23 protein-coding genes are annotated in these 22417 nt (G+C 59.4%); 13 read left to right on the top strand and 10 right to left on the bottom strand.

Annotated features, from left to right (window positions below; all coding sequences use genetic code 11):
• From OPV09_RS17395 to OPV09_RS17350, 10 genes are all read left to right on the top strand, one after another.
• A complete protein-coding gene (locus OPV09_RS17395; protein WP_338678906.1) occupies positions 1–663 on the top strand; it encodes a DUF4376 domain-containing protein in 663 nt (220 codons plus the stop codon).
• A complete protein-coding gene (locus OPV09_RS17390; protein WP_338678905.1) occupies positions 663–1493 on the top strand; it encodes a hypothetical protein in 831 nt (276 codons plus the stop codon). The genes OPV09_RS17395 and OPV09_RS17390 overlap by 1 nt, the downstream gene beginning before the upstream one ends.
• Positions 1493–3343 carry a hypothetical protein gene (locus OPV09_RS17385; protein ID WP_338678904.1) on the top strand — a complete coding sequence of 617 codons (1851 nt, stop codon included), beginning with the start codon at positions 1493–1495 and terminating at the stop codon, positions 3341–3343. Before OPV09_RS17390 ends, OPV09_RS17385 begins: the two co-directional genes overlap by 1 nt.
• A gap of 168 nt (positions 3344–3511) precedes the next feature.
• On the top strand, positions 3512–3841 hold the full coding sequence (locus OPV09_RS17380) for a hypothetical protein (RefSeq protein ID WP_223278734.1): 330 nt from the start codon (positions 3512–3514) through the stop codon (positions 3839–3841).
• Positions 3838–4362: a glycoside hydrolase family 19 protein gene (locus OPV09_RS17375; protein ID WP_338678903.1), complete on the top strand. Its 525-nt coding sequence runs from the start codon at positions 3838–3840 to the stop codon at positions 4360–4362. Before OPV09_RS17380 ends, OPV09_RS17375 begins: the two co-directional genes overlap by 4 nt.
• Positions 4359–4883 (top strand): hypothetical protein, encoded by a 525-nt coding sequence (locus OPV09_RS17370; protein ID WP_338678902.1) that lies wholly within the window; start codon positions 4359–4361, stop codon positions 4881–4883. The genes OPV09_RS17375 and OPV09_RS17370 overlap by 4 nt, the downstream gene beginning before the upstream one ends.
• A gap of 112 nt (positions 4884–4995) precedes the next feature.
• Positions 4996–5784: a DNA adenine methylase gene (locus OPV09_RS17365; RefSeq protein ID WP_338678901.1), complete on the top strand. Its 789-nt coding sequence runs from the start codon at positions 4996–4998 to the stop codon at positions 5782–5784.
• Positions 5785–5983: 199 nt separating this feature from the next.
• Positions 5984–6673 (top strand): hypothetical protein, encoded by a 690-nt coding sequence (locus tag OPV09_RS17360; protein ID WP_338678900.1) that lies wholly within the window; start codon positions 5984–5986, stop codon positions 6671–6673.
• Between the two features lie 177 nt (positions 6674–6850).
• A complete protein-coding gene (locus OPV09_RS17355) occupies positions 6851–7534 on the top strand; it encodes an SOS response-associated peptidase (protein ID WP_338678899.1) in 684 nt (227 codons plus the stop codon).
• Between the two features lie 75 nt (positions 7535–7609).
• Positions 7610–8284, top strand: coding sequence for a hypothetical protein (locus tag OPV09_RS17350; RefSeq protein WP_338678898.1), 675 nt, complete (start codon positions 7610–7612; stop codon positions 8282–8284).
• Positions 8285–8286: 2 nt separating this feature from the next.
• Here OPV09_RS17350 and OPV09_RS17345 read toward each other — a convergent pair whose 3' ends face one another.
• On the bottom strand, positions 8287–8493 hold the full coding sequence (locus OPV09_RS17345; RefSeq protein WP_338678897.1) for a hypothetical protein: 207 nt from the start codon (positions 8491–8493) through the stop codon (positions 8287–8289).
• An 852-nt stretch (positions 8494–9345) separates the two neighbouring features.
• Positions 9346–9885, bottom strand: coding sequence for a hypothetical protein (locus OPV09_RS17340; protein WP_319991413.1), 540 nt, complete (start codon positions 9883–9885; stop codon positions 9346–9348).
• A 562-nt stretch (positions 9886–10447) separates the two neighbouring features.
• On the opposite strand from OPV09_RS17340, the gene OPV09_RS17335 reads away from it, so the two are divergent.
• On the top strand, positions 10448–10672 hold the full coding sequence (locus OPV09_RS17335; protein WP_338678896.1) for a hypothetical protein: 225 nt from the start codon (positions 10448–10450) through the stop codon (positions 10670–10672).
• Positions 10673–10877: 205 nt separating this feature from the next.
• Here OPV09_RS17335 and OPV09_RS17330 read toward each other — a convergent pair whose 3' ends face one another.
• Complete coding sequence (locus OPV09_RS17330; RefSeq protein ID WP_338678895.1) at positions 10878–11873, bottom strand: AraC family transcriptional regulator; 996 nt, start codon at positions 11871–11873, stop codon at positions 10878–10880.
• A 59-nt stretch (positions 11874–11932) separates the two neighbouring features.
• Here OPV09_RS17330 and OPV09_RS17325 point away from each other — a divergent pair, with 59 nt between their 5' ends.
• On the top strand, positions 11933–13150 hold the full coding sequence (locus OPV09_RS17325) for an MFS transporter (protein WP_425323995.1): 1218 nt from the start codon (positions 11933–11935) through the stop codon (positions 13148–13150).
• Between the two features lie 659 nt (positions 13151–13809).
• Here the strand turns inward: OPV09_RS17325 and OPV09_RS17315 are convergent.
• Positions 13810–15288 (bottom strand): hypothetical protein, encoded by a 1479-nt coding sequence (locus tag OPV09_RS17315; protein WP_338678894.1) that lies wholly within the window; start codon positions 15286–15288, stop codon positions 13810–13812.
• Between the two features lie 176 nt (positions 15289–15464).
• On the opposite strand from OPV09_RS17315, the gene yddG reads away from it, so the two are divergent.
• Positions 15465–16370, top strand: a complete 906-nt coding sequence (yddG, locus tag OPV09_RS17310; protein ID WP_338678893.1) for an aromatic amino acid DMT transporter YddG — start codon at positions 15465–15467, stop codon at positions 16368–16370.
• A 93-nt stretch (positions 16371–16463) separates the two neighbouring features.
• Here the strand turns inward: yddG and OPV09_RS17305 are convergent, their stop codons facing one another.
• The 6 genes from OPV09_RS17305 to OPV09_RS17280 all read right to left on the bottom strand — a co-directional run bounded on the left by OPV09_RS17305 (position 16464) and on the right by OPV09_RS17280 (position 22387).
• Entirely contained in the window at positions 16464–16751 is a 288-nt protein-coding gene (locus OPV09_RS17305; RefSeq protein ID WP_034755607.1) for a hypothetical protein, read from the bottom strand.
• Positions 16752–16816: 65 nt separating this feature from the next.
• A complete protein-coding gene (locus tag OPV09_RS17300) occupies positions 16817–18175 on the bottom strand; it encodes a Vps62-related protein (protein ID WP_338678892.1) in 1359 nt (452 codons plus the stop codon).
• Between the two features lie 121 nt (positions 18176–18296).
• A complete protein-coding gene (locus OPV09_RS17295) occupies positions 18297–19346 on the bottom strand; it encodes a helix-turn-helix domain-containing protein (RefSeq protein WP_081368119.1) in 1050 nt (349 codons plus the stop codon).
• Between the two features lie 129 nt (positions 19347–19475).
• Positions 19476–20639, bottom strand: a complete 1164-nt coding sequence (locus OPV09_RS17290; RefSeq protein WP_072453407.1) for an MFS transporter — start codon at positions 20637–20639, stop codon at positions 19476–19478.
• A 92-nt stretch (positions 20640–20731) separates the two neighbouring features.
• Positions 20732–21313, bottom strand: a complete 582-nt coding sequence (gene vioE, locus OPV09_RS17285; RefSeq protein WP_034755615.1) for a violacein biosynthesis enzyme VioE — start codon at positions 21311–21313, stop codon at positions 20732–20734.
• Positions 21314–21322: 9 nt separating this feature from the next.
• A complete protein-coding gene (locus OPV09_RS17280; protein ID WP_338678891.1) occupies positions 21323–22387 on the bottom strand; it encodes a tryptophan hydroxylase in 1065 nt (354 codons plus the stop codon).
• Positions 22388–22417: the final 30 nt, after the last annotated feature.

The raw sequence follows: 22417 nt of genomic DNA, 5'->3' as shown, positions 1-22417 counted from the left end.
ATGCCTATTCTTAAATCCATTACCTTGCCCAACCATGCTGTTGGCGAATTTCACGTGGCCCGGCGCCTGGAGGTCGATTTTGTCAAATCGATTGCCATGCTGTCGGTGCTGAGCTATCCGAACGAAACAGCGTATCTTGCCGGCACCGGGCCGATTTACACCACTCCTGTCCTGGTGCCAGCGACGGCATGTGCCGCGCCATTGTTGGCCTCGGCTGAGGCCTGGCTTACCGGTGCTGCGGATAGCATCTTTGCGGGCGGCGTGATCACGGCGGACCAGGCGCAAGGTCTGGAGGCGATGAAATTGCGCCAGTGGGACCAGATCAAGGTGGCGCGCGATGCGGCGCTCGCTGGCGGTATGGCGTTCGATGGCAGCGTGTTCGACAGCGACCCGGTGTCGATCTCGCGCATCACCGGCGCCGCCATGCTGGCCATGATGGCGGTCTCTGCCGCCACGCCGTACAAGGTGACATGGGTATTGGCCGATAACACGACACGCGAGCTCGATGCCGCCGAAACGATGGCACTGGGCGCGGCGGCCGGCGCGCACGTGCAAGCCGTCATCGACCAGGGCCAGGCGTTGCGCGGCGAGCTGGAGGCCGCCACCACGATAGGGCAGGTCGCCGCTGTGGCTTGGCCTATTCGTGTCCTGCAGGAGCTTTGATGGCCAACCTTCGCATCGTCTACGACAACGCCGCCGATCGGGCCGCGCTGACCGCATCGAGCCAAACCGGAGAGCTGGGCCCGGCCAACCTGCAGCTCGACGACAAGTACGACGTGCATCGCTCGCTCGGCCTGGCCCTGACCATCACCGCCACCTGGCCCTCGCCCGAGATCGCCGGCTGCGTGGCGCTGCCATTCTGTAACCTGACGCCGACGGCGACGATTCGCGTGCGCGGCTACGTCGAGCCAGGGGATGCTGTGCCCGATTTCGATACCGGCGCCGTGCCAGCGTGCGAGTACGCCCGGCTGGGCATGTGGGACTGGGGCGCGCTGCCGCTGGGCGTGAACGCCTTCAGCTATGGCGGCGGCACGTATGCGCGCTGCTGGCTCCCGATGGTCAGCATCAAGAAACTGGTCATTGACCTGGCGGACCCAGACAATCCGGCGGGCTATATCGAGGCCGCGCGCCTGGTGGTCGGTCCCTACTGGAGTCCGGAGCAAAACGCCTCCTACGGTGCTGGCGTCACGTCATTCGATACCAGCACCCAGAACCGCACCGGCGCCGGCAGCCAGACTGTCGAGCGAGGCGCGATGTATCGCAAGCTGTCGCTCGCGCTCGAGCATATGACGCCGCTGGACCGGGCCGAGCTGTGGCGCATTGTGCGGGGCAATGGCCTGACGCTCCCTGTACTGGTCAGCCTGTATCCGGACAGCGACGATGGCGAGCTCGAGCAGGCGCACCAGGTGTATGGCCGCCTCGCCAGCAATTCCGCCATCACTACCCCGTATTACCAGGCATACGCCACCAACATCGAAATCGAGGAACTGTAATGGCCGACTTTTTTTACTATGGTCAAAAGGATGTGATCCGGCGCCTGAATGAGCTGGCCGGACGCGGCGCCGTGGTGGCGTCGTATGCGCCAGCCGTGGGTATGTCGCCGCTTGGTGGCCCGAATGGCTATATGACGCCCGCATGGTTGGACCCCAGCATTCCAATTACAACATCATTTCCGGTGACGGTGGGCATAACCAGCAAATATGGTTATGCCTATCTCGGACAAAATCCGCCGACTGGCCTCTGGTATCGGATTGCCACATTTGCTGCGGATGGCAGCAGCAATGCGCAGCATCTGCGTATTGATGGGGTGTTGAATGATGGCTGGGCGGCAAATGCCAGCTCCCCTTTCGTGCTCATGCTGGGCGTTCGAGGCGGGTTTTACTATGACTCGACCTTTAATGGAGTAGTCCCGATCAACGCCAGAATACAGGTGTTCCAGCTGGTAAATGGGACGTTTGAGGTGTACTTGAACTTCCGGGCTGGCACTTTTGGGGCGGCTTCGTTTAGCCTTCTAGGCTATAACGCAACCACTTACGCGCAGCCTGCCTCAGCGACCGCGATGCCCGCTGGAACACTGGTCTATGACTCAGGCAACGCTGCTGTATATCCGCCACGCATTCGAGGGATTTCCTCAGCCGGCCTGTATTCAGGCACGCAAAACGCAGTGCAGATCAACAACGGCTTATTTATTGGTGACTGGACGACGGGCGGGTCTTATATTTTGAACTGCCCAGTTGGCTCTGCAGCAGGCAGTGTGAACAGCGTCATTTCTTCGGGCATCGGCGGACTGGTCGGCACCTACTCGGCTGGCAGTATCGGTTGGTACGTGTCCGGTGGAAACGGAGCCTTGCCAGGCAAAGAAGGCTACCGGTATATCCTTCGGGCTTACGACAAAAACTCCAACACGACCTCAGCGGACATAGCAAGGTTTGGCGGGAATGGCCTAGTCTATCTTCAACTCTTAAAAGCAGGTAGTACAGATACCTCTGTGTTGCGTCACAATATCTGCCGAGGTGCTGCGCAAGGTGATGAGATTTTATATGTTGGGCGTGATGGGCAGAATCCAAGTCTGGTGGTGTTGGCGTCTGCGGGAACCCAAAATTGGGGCGGTCAACGTGCGGTATTGTACGTTGGTTCTAATAGTACTACGGGGCGTAGTGCTATGGCCGAGGGTACGCTCAATGCATCGGGCAACGACTATGCTGAGTACACTCGTAAGTGCCTGGGTTGCGGTATTGTTTCTCCGGGAGCGCTGATTGGCATCACTGCTGATAATGAAATAACTGACAAGTGGGCCGATGCCGTCCTGTTTTCGATCAAATCGACCGCGCCCTCGTTCGTTGGTGGCGACTCCTGGGCAAGCGTCATCGGGTCGCGCCCGTCGCCCCAGGCAGGGCCAACGCCGACCCAGCCCCTGCGTCGCGCCGATGTGGCCATGCAGCAGCAAGTGCCCGGCACCAATCCACCGGAATATGAGGACGTGGTAACCGAGCCCGGCGACAGCGATGAGGCATGGGCCGAAAAACAGGCTGCCTTCGCAGCTGCGCTGGCCGCACATGAACTTGCCCTGTTGCAGGATGCCGAGTCAATGGCCGCCTTCGACGCGGCTCTGGAAGTCGAGCGCCAGAAGGTCGACCGCATCGCCATCGCCGGCCGCGTGCCGGTGAACGTGCTGGGCGCCCAGCCGGGCGACTACATCGTGCCGGTCCAGGACGGTGCCGGCATCAAGGGTATTCCCATCCACAAGGCAGACCTCACGCATTCGCAGTATCTGGAGGCCGTCGGGCGTGTTATCTCGATTGAACCGGACGGCAGGGCCTATGTGATGGTCAAGGTCGTGTAGCAAAAAAACGCATTCACCACAAACCCGCTTCGGCGGGTTTTTTCATTTCCACCACCTGAAAGGCACTACATGGCCATCGAAACGACCGCCGCCGGCGGCGCACTGATCAAAATTTTTGGCATCCCGGTCTTGGCCGGCGCTGCTGCAACCTCACTGGGATTCATGTTCATGTGGCCAAAAACAGCCAAGGAAGCGGGCGTGCGCTTCTTCGTCACCATTCTCTTTTCCGCCCTGATGGGCCCAGCCCTGGTCGTGGTCGTGCGCAACTGGATGCCGGGCCTGTTCGACAGCGCGCGCGCCGTCGCCGTGCTGTACGGCAGCGACCCGGCGCTGGGCTTCCTGTTCATCGCCGCGCCGCTCATGGTCGCTGCTGGCTTGCCCGCCTGGTGGGTGCTGGGCGCCACGGTGCGCTGGTTCGACAAGCGCCGCGACAAGGACATCGGTGAGTTGGCGCGCGACATGGCCGCCACTGTCAAGGACGTGCGGGGTGGCCTGTGAGCGCCATTACGCTGGAACAGCTGCTGTCCATCATGCCGCTGGCTCGCCTGCGCGCGGCTGCCTTCCTGGCGCCGCTGAACGCGGCCATGGTGGAATTCGGGATCACGACGCCGGCGCGCCAGGCCTCGTTCCTGTCTCAGGTCGGGCACGAGTCTGGTCAGCTGCGCTATGTGCGTGAGCTGGCCAGCGGCCAGGCCTACGAGGGGCGCGCCGACCTGGGCAACACGCAACGTGGCGACGGCGTGCGCTTCCGTGGGCGTGGCCTGCTGCAGGTGACGGGCCGCGCGAACTACGCCGCCTGCGGCAAGGCGCTGGGCCTGGATCTGCTGGCCCAGCCTGAGCTGCTCGAGCAGACCGTCAACGCCTGCCGTTCGGCCGGCTGGTTCTGGCAGACGCGCGGCCTGAATGCCTTGGCCGATGCTGGCGACCAGGAGCGAGTGACGCGCCGCATCAATGGCGGCGTGAACGGCCTGGCCGAGCGCCTGGCTTTGTATCGAGAAGCACGCAAGGTGCTGGTGTGATCGCGCTGGCCAAGCTGGCGAGCGTGGTGCCTGGCTGGCTTTACGGCGCTATGCTGGTGTGCCTGCTCGCCGGCGTCGGCATGCTGCACCAGCGCGCGCAGGGCAACGCCCAGGGGAGGGCTGCAGTGCAGGCGCTGTGGGATGCCGACAGGAAGACCCGCGCGGCAGCGGAAACGAAGGCGGTGGCGCAGCGCGCCGCCGAGAATCTGGCGCAAGCCCGACAACAGGCCGCCACCGCGCTGGCCATCAAGAAAGTCTACGATGACGAAATCAACCATGTTCGCGCTCGTCTTGCTGCTGCTGAGCGCATGCGCAAGCCCGCCTTCTGTGCAAGTGGTGGACCTGCCGCCCCGGCCGGTGGCAGTGGCGCCGAAGGAGGCGCTACAACCGATCCCGCCAGCTGGCTACTTCCTGACGCGGTGGCGCGAGATATTCAAGCCTTGATCCTGCAGACAGAGGAAGTGGCTGCGACAGGCCGCGCATGCCATAGTTTCGTGCGTGAAAATGGCATGGCGCCATAGAAAGGATGGCTGATTGTCGCTGCGCTAACAGCGGCAATCAGCCGGTACCTGGCGAGTAGGCTTGGATTGCCTCATGGGAGGAATTCGACTTTATCACTAGGAGGTACACATTTTGGCACTACCCATCATCCCCTGGATCGGCGGCAAACGACGCTTGGCCGACCGTATCATCCCGCAATTTCCGCCGCACACTTGCTACGTCGAGGTTTTCGCCGGCGGCGCCGCCCTGTACTTCATGCGGCCGCCGGCCGAAGTCGAGGTGCTGAACGACGTGAACGGTGAGCTGATCAACCTTTACCGCGTCGTAAAAAATCACCTGGAGGAATTCGTGCGCCAGTTCAAGTGGGCGCTGTCGAGCCGTGAGGTGTTTAAGTGGCTGCAGGACACGCCACCGCATACCCTGACGGATCTGCAGCGCGCGGCGCGCTTCTTCTATCTGCAGCAGCATGCCTTCGGCGGTAAGGTCGACGGGCAGAGCTGGGGCACTGCCACCACCGCGCCGCCGCTCAACCTGCTACGCATCGAGGAGAACTTGTCGGCCGCGCACCTGCGCTTGTCTGGCGCTTACATCGAGAACCTGGACTGGTATAAGTGCATGGAGCGTTACGACCGGCCGCACACGTTGTTTTACCTGGACCCACCATACTGGGAGATGGCTGGGTATGGCGTGGAATTTGAGTTCGCCCAGTACGAGAAGATGGCCGAGTTGATGGCCCGGCTGAAAGGCAAGGCCATCTTGAGCTTGAATGACCATCCCGACATCCGGCGTGTGTTCGCGCGCTTCCAGATGGACACGACCGGCATCCAGTACAACGTCGGCGGTGGAGGTAAGGCGGTGGAGCGTAGGGAGCTGATTATTTACAGTTGGGATCGGGATGCAGAGCCAGCTGGCCTATTCTAAGTAGTTCTACAATCAGGCGCCAGTGGCTAGGACGGCGAGATCGTGCTGGCGCTGGCGCGGGATTAGCCGCATGGTTGGAAATATGAGGGGGACTATAGGCGATTATTTTTTTGGATGTACTTGACTTAATTTTATTTTTTAGGGGAAAATGTCAATGTAAATATATTTTAATTTTAATCTTTGGATTGTAGGAGTTGCCTTGGAAGATTCGGCTGATAAGCTTCGGAGAAATCTGGTTGTGTTATGTGTTTCGATAATGATTTATACTTTTTTAAGGCCGAAATTTTCTGATAAGGGAGGTCTCGGGTTTGATCTTAGAGATATAAATTTATCAAGGGCCTGGATTTCTATTATTTTTGTATTATTATATGTTTTTCTGAGATTTTTTCATAGCGATGAAGCTGTGGCGGATAGAAAGAAATTGTGGAAAGAGTTTCGTATACATGTGAGAGAAACGATCTTATCAAGTCTCAATAAAGATTTGTCGAGATTTGCAAAGAAAAATGTGGTGCGCTATTTTGATATTAATCTTGTTAAAAATGCTCTGGATATATCCGGGACATTGGGATTTGACAATGATGAAAATTGCAAATTTTTAAATTTTGGCGGTTGTGATTTTACGGAAAGCACAGGATTTAAATTGTCTGGCGGTTCTGTTATATTTACAACTTGCTATATGATAAAATCAAATAATCATAAAAGTACTTTTAATAATAAATTTGATTTCAAGTTTAATTTTTTTAATAAGATAATTGTTGTGGTGAAAGCCTTGCGTAAAATGCATCCGTTGGGGAAGGCATTTGTGGATGTGATGCTTCCATATGTGTTGGCGATCTTTGGTTTTTATTTTTGCATTATAAATTTCTTTACTCTGTACTTTAAAAGTTAGGGAATTTCATTTGAGTCCTCGTGGGCTCGAGCGGCTCTGTACAAGATGGTGTAGCGTGATAATGCTTAAGAAAATAGAGCACTAGCTAGCATTCATAAGAAATGATGGTTTAGCTGCATGGTTGTCATTGAGAAAATCTTGCATACTCAATTTTCTTGTTTGTGAAAAGGTAAATGTATGTGCGCCGACTACACCCCCAGCCGCAAAGAGCAGATCGAAGACCGCTTCGGTATTCGACCGCCCGAACTCGACTTGCCGCCCGAGGCCTGGCCAGGCTACATGGCGCCCATCCTGCGTGCCTCCTATGAAGCGCATGGCGAGCTGGAGATCGCTCCCGCCATGTTCGGCATGGTGCCCCATTGGGCCGACCACAAGCTGGCCCGCCAGACGTACAACGCCCGCACCGAGACGGTGGCCAGCAAGCCATCCTTCCGCAGTGCCTGGAAGCGCAAGCAGTTCTGCATTATCCCGGCGGCCAACTTCTTCGAACCCAACTACGAAACCGGCAAGCCTGTGCGCTGGCGCATCGAGCGCGCCGACGGCGGCCCTGTGGCCATTGCCGGCATTTGGGAATACCGGCCGGCAGATCAGCTGCTGTCGTTTTCGATGCTGACGATCAACGCCGACGGGCACCTGCTGATGCAGCGCTTCCACAAACCCGACGATGAAAAGCGCATGGTGATGATCCTCGACCCGGACCAGTACCAGGGCTGGCTGGACGGCTCGCTGGTGTCGGAGGAGGACGTTTATCGGCAGTATCCTGCAGAGCTGCTCGTTGCGCAGCCCGATCCGATGCAGCCGCGAACCCGTGCGAATGCGCCTGCGCCAGTTACGCCTGTGGAGCAGGGCGGGCTCTTCTAGTTACAAATTTCGACTTCTCGTTGTTCATTTTCGCCAATATACTGTATATATGTACAGTATTTTTTGGAGTTCGTGATGAAGGTATGGGCGAAGCGACGGCGAGAGGGCGGGGCGGCGCTGGGAGCGCCCGCGCCGGTAGTCGAGGGCGCCATGCTATTGGAACTGCTGGTGGTCGAAGTCACGCTGGAGGGGAATCGACGCCCGTCAAAAGTGGCGCGCCTGCAGACGATAGGCGCGCCGCGCATTCTGGCGCAGCTTGCCAGGCCCAAGCTGGTGCGGGCACAGGGGTGGAATCTGGTGCTGAGCGGCATTGAGGCAACGAGGGATGAGTCTGGCCACGCCCGCGAGGTCGCCCAGACCTGGGTGTGTAAGCTTTTCGTGCCGGAGCACGCCGTCGGATTCCGTATCAAGGAACTATATCGATCGGGAGTAGCGCTGCCGAAAAAACTTGCGCGCGAGAGCAGTGGCTCGCGTGGGTTGCTGGCTGTGGCCGACGACTACTCAAATGTGCTACAGCGGCACACCACTTGCGCCGAGCTGCGCAGGCACCAGATTTCCACCTTTCCGGAGGGGCGTTTGATAGACTGTCACATCGAGTGGATGTCGGAAGAGTCGTTCGAACTGGGAGGCTTGCAGTTGCGGGAAGCATTTGAGAGCCGGCCCGAGCAATTGGAGCGAGGCGGGTGGATGATCGACATCGATTTCAAGGAACGCGAGCTGTCGAAGAGCGAGGCGCGCATCCTGCGATAAAGTCATTCCAGCACATCTTTTAGGCTTATCCCAGCTTTCACGCAATGATTGCCTGATGACGACCAGCCAGCTACGCGCTGCGCCTGGTCGACCAGTACGATGACCTGGCAGCCAGCCGCTGTGCTGCCGTAATTCAGCTGCAGATATTCGCCGAGGTGCTGATAGCTGGCAGGCGTGCTGTAGCGGGCGGCGAGGGCGAAGCTGTTCATGCCAATAACGCTGGGTTGCGTGGTCACTCGCGGAAATGCCGCACCGCAACCTTGCTGCGTCAGCGCGGCGAACAGAAGTGCACCATATATTGGGTAAGATGTGGACACCGATCCGCCAAGGACGTTATATTTAAACCATTATGGCAAGGTGTGCCGGTTGGTGCTTGAGGCGCGTCACCTCGCGAGCTGCGAAATTTCAGTGTAATTTTCAGTGTAATCCAGTGCAATTCAGGCGGCGTCACTGGAGCCCATTCGGTGAACTCTCCCTATGAGAGCACTGCGCAGACAGATGCGCAATGGCATTCACACTGCAGGGGTCGCAAGTTCGAAACTTGCACTTCCCACCAAAAATTTTAGTTTGTATTCAAAGACCTGGGATTTCATATCTTGTCTGAATAGGAACTTGGGGCAAATCTGGGGCAATGGGTTGTTAACCCGCTGTCCAGCCCCAAATGATACGGCCGCTTCCTGCGGCCGTTTTCACGTCAAGCGAGTACACACGCTTAGCTTGCGGGCGCTTCCTCTCGACGGAATTGTTAAGCTAAACCAGCGCCAGACCTATTTGTTGCCAGCGCCAGCGGGTGCATTGCTGCGCCCTCCGCCAGATGGCTTGCCCGTTGCACTTGGCCACCCTCCGCCATTTCCTTGCCCACGGCCACCGCCAGCTGCCCCGCCACCTTTACCGCCACCGTCCTGGGAGCCACCACTACGGCCTCCGTTATTACCGCTACCTTTGCTCATTTTTATCTCCTTTCCGGATCACTGTGAATCGCCACGAGTCTGCTGGACACCCGCTAGCCTTTCTCGGAATGCAGCTCATTTCTTGTCGTCTTTGTTGCTTGCCGCTTCACATCACGGACATGCGGCATTCGCGAGGCCTCCGGTGTTGCAAGCGTTGAGATAGCCTTGCGCCACTGCGGGCGTCAATTTGCCGCCCGTCTGTGCGTTTATGAATGCTGTGCGACAAGCGCTTTGACCGTTGCTCCCTGGGACAATCGTTTGAGCGTTCATGCGTTGAACATAGGTGACGGGGTCGACGCCACAGAGCAGGGCGTTGCTTTGCGCGACAAACGCTCCGGCAGCGTTCTGGACGATATTGGTCGCTTGTTCGCAGTTGTTGGCCTGAGTGCGCACTGTCAGGTGGAGAGGTACGGGCGGGTTCACGCCATTTGGCTGGAGGCCAAAGGTCAAGTGAACGTCGGGTTGCGCGGCCGTCAATTCACACACTTGCAGGTTTTGCGTAGCAGGGCTGAGGCTTTTGCAGAGGCCGCTGGTGGCGGCATTGCCATAAAACGCCAGCGATGGGCATCGATTGGGAACCTGCGCCAAAGCACAGGAGGAGGCGGACAACAGCGAAACGATCATTGCGGCATGACGCATATGGGATTTCATCTTGTTCCTTTCGACTTGGTTGAATGGTTGAGTCTGCTATCTCAAATTGAGCTCTGGCGAGTAGATCCAGGATGTAAGAAATACAAATCCTATATGTTTCTACTGAAGAAAAACTATTCAAATGTAATAATATTAATTTTTTGAAAATATCGTTGATGTGCATCAGTGGTGTCCCGTTCCAACTGAGGACAAGTACGTTTTCCAGCTATCGGGGATGTTATCTGCTGATGCGATAGCGCTCTTGATCCTTTCCTTGGGCGGAAAAATTATCTATCCGGCTGCCGTGCGATCGTCCCGATTCCGGCTCAGGAAGTACGGATCGTCTTCGGTCAAGTGTTGCAGGGCGTCAAAAAGCGCCGTGATTTGCGCGTTCAGCTGTGACAGTACCTCGGTTTGCTGGCGCTGGGCGTGTTCCAGGCGGCGCAGCGATTGTTTGTGCTGGGGAATGATGGAAAGGGCTGAGCGGGCGTGTTCGATTAGCTGGCATTGTCCCTCTCGCTGGAGCGCGGTCCCCGCGCAGGGAACGAGGGAGGTGAGTGAGAGGCTGGTGCAGTGTTCGGATTTGACATACCGTCTCACCGATTTCCCGGTTGAACCCATCGATCTTTTGCCGGGCTACAGCACGCTGGGACGTTGCCTTCGTATGCCGATCATGCAACTGACGGCAGGTTGCGGCATGATTGCTGCGGTATTCCTGCAGGCGTGTCAGGATCGGTCGCCGCTGAACGGCGCGCGTCAAGCGTCGGTGATCGGCGTTGAGCAACCGCAGGTTCGCATGCCGGCTTAACATCACTGGCATGCCCGCTGCTTCCGCAGGTAGGGCAGCCCAGTTCGCCGTTGCTCGGCTCGGCACCATCGTTCATGAAGACAAGGCCGCCCGACGTCGAGGCGTTCAACTGGCCAGCGGCGCGCGCGGTCGCGACGGCCTGCTGCGTTTCTGGCGAGAGGTCGCTGAAAAGTGGATTGATCCGCGCTTCCCTCAGCGACTCTCCTCAAAGCATTTGCCGACAGGCACCCGGCGGCGTGCCGATGACGCGCTTGAAAGCACGACTGAACGCGGCTTGAGATGTATAGCCAAGGCGTCGGGCGACGACGTCGATGGATACTCTTTCGTGAGTGAGCAATTGTGTGGCAAGACGCATTCTCAATTCCGTGGCATAGCGCAGGGGCGGCACTCCGATGGTGGTTTCAAAGCGTCGCGCGAAGACTGAGCGGGAGATATGACACTCCGCAGCCAACTGTGCAACTGTCCACTCACGACCAGGCTGGCGGTGCAGCGCCAATATGGCACGAGCAAGGCGCGGATCACGCAAGGCGGCGAGGAGACCAGAAGCGTTTTCACAACCGGATTCAATCCAGCCGCGCACGATCATTGCTGCCGCGACCTCCGCCAGGCGAGCCAGAATGCCTGCAAAGCCAATACGGCCGGCGCAGATTTCACGCTTCATTGAATCAAGAACAGGCAGTAACCCCGGATAGCCTTGCGCTTGCGTGTCAGCCACCATGACGGTTGGCATCAGCTTGCCGATCCCTTGCATCCCGCCGAGATCGAATTCCATGCAGCCGTAAAAAATAACCGCACTGGGCACGGGGTGCGTACTGGGACATGTGTCTACTCCGCTAACGGATTCACCAAGGGGCGCGGCATCGAACTTTGCGATGTCCTGAAATGCAATACCCGCATCCGATAGAAGCTGATGTCTCCGACCGTGAGGCAGGAACGCCGCGCTACCGGCGGACAGCTGATGCAACTCACCATCATCCGTACATATGAAGGCAGTGCCAACGGCCAGGAAGTGGAAGTAGGCGTGGCCTGGCTTGTCTTCAAAGCCTATGCCGAAAGCTGGGCCGGTCTGAATGCGGCGGTACTGGACTCCACGCAGGCGCATGCCTGTCAATAGTTCACTGACGAGATTAGATGATGGAGAAATTTGACTTTGCTTGCTCATTTTAGGTGTTTCGATCAAAACATCAGGATTTACCATCATAGATCATCCTGGATTTTACCTCTAGACTTTCGACTCTGATTGTTTTAGGGATTGTAGAGATGAACAACGATGTTTTTGCTACCGGGCAAACGCCCAACGCGAACGATGCGTCTGTTTTAGAGCCAGCGGCAGCAGCATGGATGGCAGTGTTTTCACTGGCAATGGGGGTTTTCGGTTTACTGACGGCGGAGTACCTGCCAGCCAGTCTATTGACCCCGATGGCCTTCGATCTTGGCGTATCGGAGGCACTAGCTGGCCAGGCAGTGACGGTGACGGCCGTCGTGGCCATGTTCGCCGGGCTGTTGGTGCCAGGTCTCACGCGTCATTTTGACCGGCGTGTCGTCTTGTTGGCTTTCACGGTGCTGATGATCGCCTCCAACCTGCTGGTGGCGTTGTCCTCAAGCTTGACAGTATTGTTGGTGATGCGCATTCTTCTGGGCGTCGCGTTAGGTGGCTTTTGGAGCATGGCGGCAGCCGTGGCTATGCGGCTGGTGCCGGCAAAGTTGGTGCCGCGAGCGCTCTCCATCATATTCAGCGGCATCGCCATCGGGACGGTCGTTTCCGTACCGTTGGGCAGCTACTTGGGGGGGCTATATGGCTGGCGCAGTGCATTTATAGCAGCCGCGGCTGTCGGAGGGCTAACACTTGTGTTTCAATTGTTCACGCTGCCCCGTATGGCGCCGCGCACGATGATGCGCACCACATCGGTACTGGGACTGCTCCGTCGCCCGGGGATTGGGATCGGGATGCTGGGCTGCGTACTTGCCCATACCGGGCAATATGCATTGTTCACCTATATTCGCCCCGCTCTTGAAAGCGTTGTCCAAATAGATGTAAACGGTTTGTCTCTGATGCTCCTGGGTTTTGGTGTCGCCAACTTCGTTGGCACGCTGCTGGCCGGCTGGCTAATGGAGCGTAGCCTGCGTGCTACTTTAGTGCTCATGCCTGCGCTGGTGGGCTTGGCAGCATTCGCCATGATCTTGCTGCCAGTCCAAGGAACAGGCCTGATGCTTTTGGTCGCTCTGTGGGGCCTGGCGTTCGGCGGCGTACCTGTCGCCTGGTCCAACTGGGTAGCCCGTGCCGTCCCTGATCAAGCGGAGACAGCTGGTGGCATGGTCGTCGCTGCGGTGCAATCTTCAATAGCTGCCGGCGCTGCATTGGGTGGCATGATGTTCGGGTTTGGTGGAGTGACAGGCGTTTTCATTATTGCTGGCGTTGTGATGCTGCTCGCTGCTCTCGTTATCGCTTTAAGAGTTCGGGTCGAATTGCCGCAGTGAACCGCCCCGAGTTCGCTAGACGCTCTTCAGGCGATCAAAATCCTGCTTTTCGCAATTGAGCGGGTTGGAAGGCTCATGATGACCAGTCCACTGTGAGCGTGCAAAGTCCCCGATCTGGCTGAGCGCACGAAGTAGATGACCGGCTAGTTTATCGTAGCCAACTATGCCGTCATAGCGCTCAAAAGCAGGCGCTCTGCTGTTGCCTCGCCCAGCTATGCCATCCTTCGCCGGCAGTTATGGCTAGGGAAGGCCTGCTTTTGCTCGCTCATACGGCCGTTGAATCGTTCAACCATGCCGTTCGTTTGCGGATGCCGGGACGGTGCCAGGTGGTGTTCGATGCTCATACCTGCTTGGCCAATTCTGTTCCAGCAAACTGAAAACCTTGGACGTTGGCAAAGATCGGATCCTTAAGTTCCGGCAACTCGTGATAAGGGAGCGCGGTTTCAGTGCTTTTCGATAGAAAAAGGCGCCACCGCCGACCAGAATAATATTTTTAATGTCAGCAGCGCCTTGCGGAAGCGATCGATTGATGATTTCCTTATCTATGACGGTCTCCTTTTGATAATTGCCGCGACAAGATGACTGTTCAGGGCGGTGGGCTGAGTCGTTAATATGCGCCTTCCGGCATCAAGCCATGCTGCGGCAATTGCTTGAGTATGTTAATTACCCACGGCCCGATCCGGGATGATCCATTGGAAGTCCGTGAGGGTGAAGGGCGCAAGGCATGAGCTCTTGGGGTTGAGCGAGGCGCGCAGGTTCGGGCATTGCGGATTTTGATAGCTGGCCACGCCCGGTGTCATGGCTTTAAAGCTGCTGGGCCAGCCTGCGTTGGCGTGGCAGGTGTAGCAGCTGGTGCCGACCGGGTGCGTCACCAGTTCGATGTACGGGTTGGTGGCGACGGGGAGCAGGTCCGGGTTGCCTTTTTCCGGGATGCCGTAGGCTTCCGTCAGCAGATAGTGTTTCCATGGTCCCGTGGCCTGGATGTCGGCCGGGCGGTTGGCGGCATACGGCATGCTGTCGGGGCGGTCCGACCACCACACGCTTTGCAAGCCCCAGCTTGGGATTTCCTTGGTATTGATGTGCATGGCGACCGTGACCAGGTAGTCGCCGGCGCCGAAGGGCTGGCCGTTCAGCCAGTAGCTGGCGGCGTTGATGATGGCCTTGTCGGCTTCATCGAAGCTGGCCCAGTCGGCCGCACTCACCTTGTGGTGGTAGAAGTCCTGCAAACCGTATACCTTGGCGGCTTTGGTGATGACGGGCCATGGCGTGGTGGTATCGTGCTGGTACAGGCCGTGCAGGTAGCTGACCTTGGCCATCTGGCCCACCTGCTTGCCGTCCGGGTCGATGGCAATGGCCGTACGCCACTTTTCGTAGCCCGCATAACCGGTATATTTGGCACTGAAGTCGTCGTGCCACACGGGCAATGCGGTCAAGCCCTGGGCTTTTACGGGCCAATACATGTGCTTGGTCACGACATAGCTGGCTGGCGCATTCAGATTGTGCACGCGCTTGGCTGGATCGTCCTTGCTGTACAAGGCATCGAGCGTGCTTTGCTTGTAGACGGGCTGTTTCGGGTCGCGGATGAAATCGAGCGCCTCCTTGCTCAGCGATTCCGTCGCGATCATGATATCGCCGTTGAAGGCGAAGTGGATGCCGTCGCGGATGCTGATTTTGACTTTTCCCCCTTCCGTCGTGCGGACTATGGCGCCAGGATATGCGGTGATGACCTGTTCCGGGATGCGGTAAAACGGTGTGTTTTGCACGTTGACGGGAGTCAAAGTGCTCGCCCCCAGGCGGCCCATGCGGCGCTTGGCTGGCTTCACCTCCGCCGTGGCGGCTGCCGCATCGCCGTTCAACGCTGCGGTGTCGGCGAACGCGTCAGTGCCGTTGGGCCAGGTGTACCAGACCGGCCAGTCCAGGCCGGCGGCTGGCTGCATGATGCCGGCCCACAAACGCCAGCCGTGCGCGCGCACGACGGCGTTGTCGCCTGTCTTTACGGCCGTCTGCAGCGCGCGGGTTTCTGCCGGTTCCAGATAGCCATAGCCTTTGGGGAAGGGCTGGTAGGCGGGTGTGCCGGCGGCTGCGGTGGCGCAGAACAAGACGGCGAGGCTGGCGGACACTAACTTGGGAGCGGACATGAGTGCACCTGTTTAAGTTGAGTTATTGAAAGACATAGTATCCGCAAATAATTGATGAAATCTCAATAATTGTCACCGCTGATTGCCCTGGCGAACGACACCGTGTATGGTCTCGCAAGCCCGGCGCCTGGCTGGTGCCGCCGGGCGTTTGATTGCCTCATCTGAATGACATACACATGAAAAATACCAACAAGGCCACCCTGACCGGGCTGGGCGCCATTCTGCTGTGGAGCGCCATTATCGGGCTGATCCGCAGTGTCACTGACCTGCTGGGACCCACGGGCGGGGCGGCGATGATGTACAGCGTGGCGTCAGTGTTCCTGCTGCTGTCCGTGGGTTATCCGAGGCTGAGCGAATTTCCGCGGCGCTACCTGGTCTGGGGCAGCGTGCTGTTCGTTACCTATGAGCTGTGCCTGGCGCTATCGATAGGCTATGCGGGCACGGCGCGCCAGGCCATCGAGGTGGGCATGGTGAATTACCTGTGGCCGACCTTCACCATTGTCGCGGCCATCGTGTTCAACGGGCAAAAGAGCAATTTCCTCATCGTGCCTGGTTTCCTGCTGTCCGTCGCCGGCATCTGCCGGGTGCTGGGCGGCGAGCAGGGCTTTGACGTGGCCGACACCGTGGCCAATGTGCGGAGCAGCCCGCTCAGCTATGGCCTGGCCTTCGCGGGCGCGCTGATCTGGGCCGCGTATTGCACCGTGACGGCGCGCCTTGCGCAGGGCAAGAATGGCGTGACCCTGTTCTTCATCCTCGTTTCCATCAGCTTGTGGGTCAAGTATTTGCTGCAAGGGAGCGGCCACATGGCGTTCACTGCCGAGGCCGTCACTTATCTGGTCCTGGCCGCCGGCGCCATGGGCTTTGGCTACGCCGCCTGGAACGTGGGTATTTTGCACGGTAACGTCACTATCCTCGCTGGCGCCTCGTATTTCATCCCCGTGCTGTCCGCCGCGCTGTCGTCGCTGCTGCTGCGCACGCCGCTGTCGCTGGCTTTCTGGCAGGGCGCGGCGATGGTGTGCGGCGGCGCCATCCTGTGCTGGCTGGCGACGCGGGCGGGACGTGCGAGGCCGGTCATCAGCTAGCACTAGCCGAAACACGCCGCCGCGCAACCGGCCAGGCGGTGCGGGCGGGGCTATTGACGCCCGCGCCATGCGGGCAGGATCAAGGTATCGCCATCAGAAAGTCCTGCAGCCCGGACCGGGAGCGAGTCCCCACGACTTGCCGAAGCTGCCCCGCTTGCACGCTTCAAGCGTGAGATTGGGCCTGGATTTGCCGCTGCATTGCCGCGCGGACCAGCAAGGGGCGTGGCCTTGCTGGTCCGCGGCGGCATCCTTCTCTGCCTTGGTGGTGGCCGGGCTGGCCGCCGCATTTTCCTTGGGTGTTTCCTTCTCCTGCTTGGCGGCACCCGCCATGGAAACCGCCGAGATCAAGGCGACAAGGCAAAACAGACGTTGCAGTTTCATATAAACCTCCTGGTTGGATGAGAAATGTCAAACACACTGTTGTACTGCTGGGAAAGAACGGCGATTCAATTTTCCATGGCTTCTGGCGGGCTCGCCTTGTCCGGCGGGGGAATGTTGGTGCGGTCCTGATTCCGGTAGGCGATGGGCCTGATCTGCGTCCCATCCGAGCGCGTCACCACCAGGTCGGTCAGCAATTGCCATTGCCATACACGCGCCGTTTCCTTGAAGATCAGCTGTTCCGAATATTCGACGCTGGTCTCTTCCGTGCGGCCGCTTAGCTGCGTTAATGAAAATGTGTTGGTCATGGAAAGGGATGCCGAGGCGGTGGGACCTTCGAACACGGCACCGACCTCGACATTCGTGGTGATCGACGTCGACCGTTCGAAGGTCGTGGATTCTTCTTTGGTCACGCCGACGCGGTAGGTTGTCGTCGTGGTGCCGCCCCCGGTCGGCGATAACACGTTGTAGCAAAAGTAATACGGCTGGGCGGCGATGAAATAGAAGGGTGACGTGTATGGCTGGTCGGGTACGTTGCTGGCGTCACCGGGGATGGCGGTAAACGGGACGATCACGACTGGGCTCAAGCCGGCCTTCAGCTTGTGGTTGACCACAATTGCCGGGTCCAGCTCCGGCCGTGGCGGGCCGGGAAAATCAAATGGTTCCACGTCGAGGCAGGCCATGGGCAGGCGCAAGTAAAATGCCGGCAAGCTGCCATAGGTATACGCCAGCGGCGACAAAAGGACGTATCCATCCTGAACATCCTTCCATTTGTCCGGGCGCGCCTTCGGCGCTTCCACGCTGCCGCTGCCTTGCCATCCGTGTTCTTGCCATACGCGGATCTTGTCGACGGAAATGCACAGGTCTTTTCTCACGCACCAATACTTGCTTCTGTCCGGTTCCCTGGCGTTAAAGCAGATGCCAAGCGCGTAATAGCCATCGGGCGCAATGGGCTGCCAATAGCAGATGTCCCGGGGGTTTTTGGAGCCTCTGTCATTGACCAGAAAACGGAACCCCGTCGGATGCGCCAATGCGGGACCTAGGGCGGACGGCGGCGCTTCCGGGCACGGTGACAGGTAAAACATGGGAGATGCCCGGGGCGGCTGATACGGCGGAGCCAGTCTGGTGGACACGGCGATGTCGCCGACAGGCAGGCAATTCGCATCGCGCTGCCCGCTGCCCGTGAAATGGTAAAGGCCGATCCACGGCATGTTGTTCAGGTCGGGGGGGAACGTGCTCAGGTCCAGTTGGCTCCATACTTCGGTGAACTCATCCGGCTTGGCCAAAGTCAAACAAATTTCACCGTAGCGCACCGCCGTCTTTGTCCAGTCCCTGTCGCGCACCGCCTTGACGATGGCGGCGTTCGCCTTTTCATTGTACGGAGCCAGGGCGGGGGCGAGGGTGGCATCGTTGTTGTCGTTACGCATGGGTGCAGAACTCCGTCGAGAGTAGGAACTGGTCCCGCAGCTGTCGCGGGCGGGTAGGGAACTTGATTCTCCATCCCCGGTTCATGCCGACTTGACACCCTGTTTCACTTTTTCAAAAATATTATTTTGAGGAAAGATCATTCCGGACTGTGCCTGAACTGTTCCCGAATTGTTCACGAAAATCGCGCGGCGACATGCCATACGCGCGGCTGAACGCGCGTGAGAAATCGGAGGCGCTGTTGAAGCCCAGTCCCAGCCCGATCTGCGTCACGGCAAGATGGCGCATGCTGGTCAGTTCATGTGCCGCGTCGCGCAGGCGGCAATGGCGGATGTAGGCGGCCAGGCCCCCCTGGGATTCAAACAGGCGGTAGATGGTCGAGCGCGCGACGGGAAACGCCCGCATCACGCCGTCCGGCGTCAGGTGTTCCTCGTGCAGGTTCGCCTGGATATAGTGTTCGATCTGTCCCTGCAGCGCGGCGCGGGCGACAGCGCGCCCATGCTCTTCCAGGCGCTGCTGCTTGGCAAATGCGGCAATGATCAGCCGGGCGCACGTGCGTAGCGTCTGCTCTTGCTGGTCTGCCGGCAGCGCTGGCAGGCGCTGGCATAGGATATTCAGGTAAGCCGGCAGCATGCGCGTCAGTGGCGTGGTATAGCCGACGATGCGGCCATGAATGGCTTCGGCGTCGGGCAGGTGCGCGCTGACCGCGGCACGGGGCAGGAAGAAGGCCAGTACATGCGCCCGCGTCGGCCGCACCATGCGCATCGGCTGGTTCATGTCCAGGGCCAGTATGCCTGGCGTGTATTGCAGCGCTTTTGCGCTGGGGCGCGCCGTGCTGGTCTCGATAATGCCCTGCACGGCGATGTGAAAGACGAAATCGCGCATGCTGTCGGTGGAGATGCGCTCATTGCTGCGCAGCTGGGTAACCGCGTCCGTGCGGCTATCCAGATATGCCATGTCCGGCAGCAAGTACGTGTCGAGTTCTGCGTGAAAACCATTGCCCAGCTGCTGGCGCCTTACCTGGAGGTCAAGGAACCGGCCCAGATAATCGCGCCAGGCCAGTAGCTGCAGTTCCTTGTGCTCGCTGGCGACGCTGAAGTGCTGCCGCGTCAGCCCGCTGACGGGCGGCGTGCGGGCATGCCTGATGTCACGCGCGGCAAGTAGGTCGCGCATCGCCGTGGAATATTCCTGGCTCAATGGTGGTGGCTCCAGCGCTAGAGGGTAGCTGTTGCCGGCAGCTTGTCAGCCAGCACCATGATCTTGCCGGGATTGGACCTGGCCGTCAAGACACGTCGCCAGCCGCTAATGCGACAGCACCGAATCGCGCGACTTATGTCCGAGGTAAGGCAGCAAGCTGATGAGGCCAAGCACGGCCAGCGCGACACCGACCCACAGCGGCGAGCGCAAGCCGTAGCCGGCGGCGATGCCGAGGCCGCCGAGCCATGAGCCGGCGCCCAGGCCGATATTGATGACGGACGTGTGCACCGTGTTGACCAGCGGCCCCGGATGGGCGGTTTTCATCACGCGGGCGATGATGGCGGGATTCATCGACATGCCGACCAGGCCCGTGACGACCAGCAAGGCGACGCTGATGGTCTTGTCGTGCGCAAAGACGGCGAACAGCGCCAGGCTGATGCTCAGGATGACCATGCCCCAGACCATGATGACGGTGGTATAGCGGTCCGCATAACGGCCGACCACGCCATTGCCCACTACATTGGCGATGCCGTAGACGCCCAGCAGCCAGGGGATAGCGGAGGCCGGGAAACCGGTAACTTCCGTCAGGATGGCCGCGAAGTAGCTGAACGCCGCGAAAATCGCGCCGATGATGAGGCCGCTGCTGGCATACGCCGCCCACAGGTGGCGGTTGCGGAACTCTGCCAGTTCATTGCCGAGGCTGACGACTTCGGATGGCTTGGTGCGCGGCACCAGCACGGTGATGAGCGCCAGGCACATCAGTGCGAGCAGCACCACCAGCCAGAAGCTGGCGCGCCATCCCAGGTGCTGGTCGATGAGCGTGGCGACCGGCACGCCCACCACCGAAGCGAGCATGAGGCCGCCGATCACGACGGCGGCGGCGCGTCCGCGCGCGTTGGGGCTGACGATATCGGCGCAGATCGCCAGGGACAGGCCAAAGCAGGTGGCGGCGGCCACGCCCGTGACCACCCGCGCGACGGCCAGGATGTCATAGCTGGTGGCGGAGGCGGCGACGGATTGGGCCAGGACATAAAAGCCCAGCAGCCACAGCAGCCCCTGCTTGTTCGGCACGCGCAGCTTGAGCAGGACGATGGTGCTCAGCGGCCCGCCGATGACCATGCCCATGGCGTAGAGGGAGATCAGATAGCCGATCCGTGTCACCGGTTCGTCCATGGCCAGGGCCAGTGACGGCATCATGCCCGCCACCATGAATTCGGAGGTGGTTAACGAAAAGATCGTCAACCCCAGAATGTAAACAACCAGCGGCATAGCAATATCCTTCGAGAGTAATAACAAAAAACACTAGCCAGGGATGGCGCGCGCGCCGGCCGCATGCGGCCCTTGCACGCGCCATGCCCTGGTCAGGTGTTGCAAGATGTAAAGACGCTGTCCGGAATGTCGCCGACAGACAGGTTGGGAAAGTCGCGTACCGAACGGTGCTGCGGGTCATTGCCTGTGACCATGCGCAGCAGGCGGTTGCCATCGGCCTCCAGGTAAAACACCGATGGCGGCTTGCCCGCTGGCTCGACTACCCAGGCATCCGCCTCCCGGCCCAGTACGCTGTGGCGGCCGTCGTGACGGGCGCCGCCGTCCAGCAGCACCGCCTGCGGCAGGAACAGCGCCTGAAACGGCGTCACCTCGTCGGCCAGCGCCGTTCCCTGCAGCTGCGCGCCAGTTGCCTGCGCCTGCCGTGCATAAGCCACTTTCTGCTTGCGGCTTTGTTCACGCCGGGCGTCGCCGATTTCCGACATCCACAGCAGGTGTCCATGTTCCTTTTCCGGCCAGGGGTTGAACAGGCCATCGATGCGGCAGATGTTGCGCGCATAGTCGAACCAGCAATAGCCGGACGTGATCTGGTCGTCCTCCTGCATCGGCGTCCAGTAGGAAACATAGGCGCTGCTCCATTGCATCGGCAGCAGCGGCGGGGAGACGTGTGTCGGCATGGTATCTCCCTAGCGGCCCAGCGCGTAGCCTAGGCTGGCCATCAGCGCTTCCTGCAGCGATGGCAAGTCCTTGCGGCGGGCGTCGAAGCTGGCGGTCAGCTCTGCATTGCTCAGGTCGATACGCTCGCCTACGGTTTCAAACCACAGGCGGCTGGCGTTGGCGTGGTCCTTGAACAATTGCATCAGAGGCACGGCGCGGGCGTTGAAGCTGTCCAGGGCGGCGGCCGTGCCAGCTTCGGTGTTGAGGATTTTGACCAGCAGCAGGGCCGCCACCACCGCCATGGTGGTGCCATGGCCGATGGAAAAATGCCCCGATTGCAGCGCATCGCCGAGCAGGACGAACTTGCCGTCGCAGGCCCGGTCGCGGCTGAGGGTCATGAAGTTGCGCCAGCCCTGGCCCGGTTGGCTCTGCAGCCCATGTTCGCCGAGCTCGGCTTTGAACGTCTTGGCGATATATGCGGCGGCGTCGCGCTCGGACAGCGCTTCCAGGCCGGCCCTGGCGTACGTTTCTTCGCTGCATTCGACGATAAAGGTGCTCATCGTGTCCGAGTATTTGTAGGCATGGCCGATGAAAATGCCTTGCTCATTGCTGCGGAACACCAGGTTCATCTGGTCGAACAGCTGGGTGGTGCCGTACCAGATGTATTTGTTGCGGCCGAAATCGATGTGCGGCACCAACGCTGGCGGCAACTCCAGCGATTTGTAATTGACGCCATTCGCTACCACCACCAGGTCGTACTCGGCTTCCAGCTGCGCCCGGGGCGCCGGCGGCGTTTCATAGCTGATCGCGATGCCGGCCGCCACGCACTTGGCGCGCAGCGCCTGCACCAGGGCCTGGCGTCCCACGCCGCACAAGGTCACGCCGGTGCTCATCAGGTTGGGCTGGTCGTGGTGCACGAGCTTGAATTCTTCCAGGAACTGCGGATTGAGCCGTTCCGGCTGCTCCAGGTAAGAGAGCGGATTGGCGGGATGGCGCGGCGGGCGTCCCGGCAGCACCACGCCCCAGCCCAGCACTTCTTCCGGGGTGTTTTTTTCCGTGATGCTGATATTCCAGCCGGGCTGTGCTTGTTTCATCTGACTGGCGAAGAGCAGTCCTGCGGGGCC

Origin of the sequence: Janthinobacterium sp. TB1-E2, from assembly GCF_036885605.1 — a bacterium.
Taxonomy (GTDB): domain Bacteria; phylum Pseudomonadota; class Gammaproteobacteria; order Burkholderiales; family Burkholderiaceae_D; genus Janthinobacterium; species Janthinobacterium aestuarii.
The sequence above is the reverse complement of the archived record's forward strand: the minus strand, read 5'-3'. Positions and strand labels throughout refer to the sequence as shown.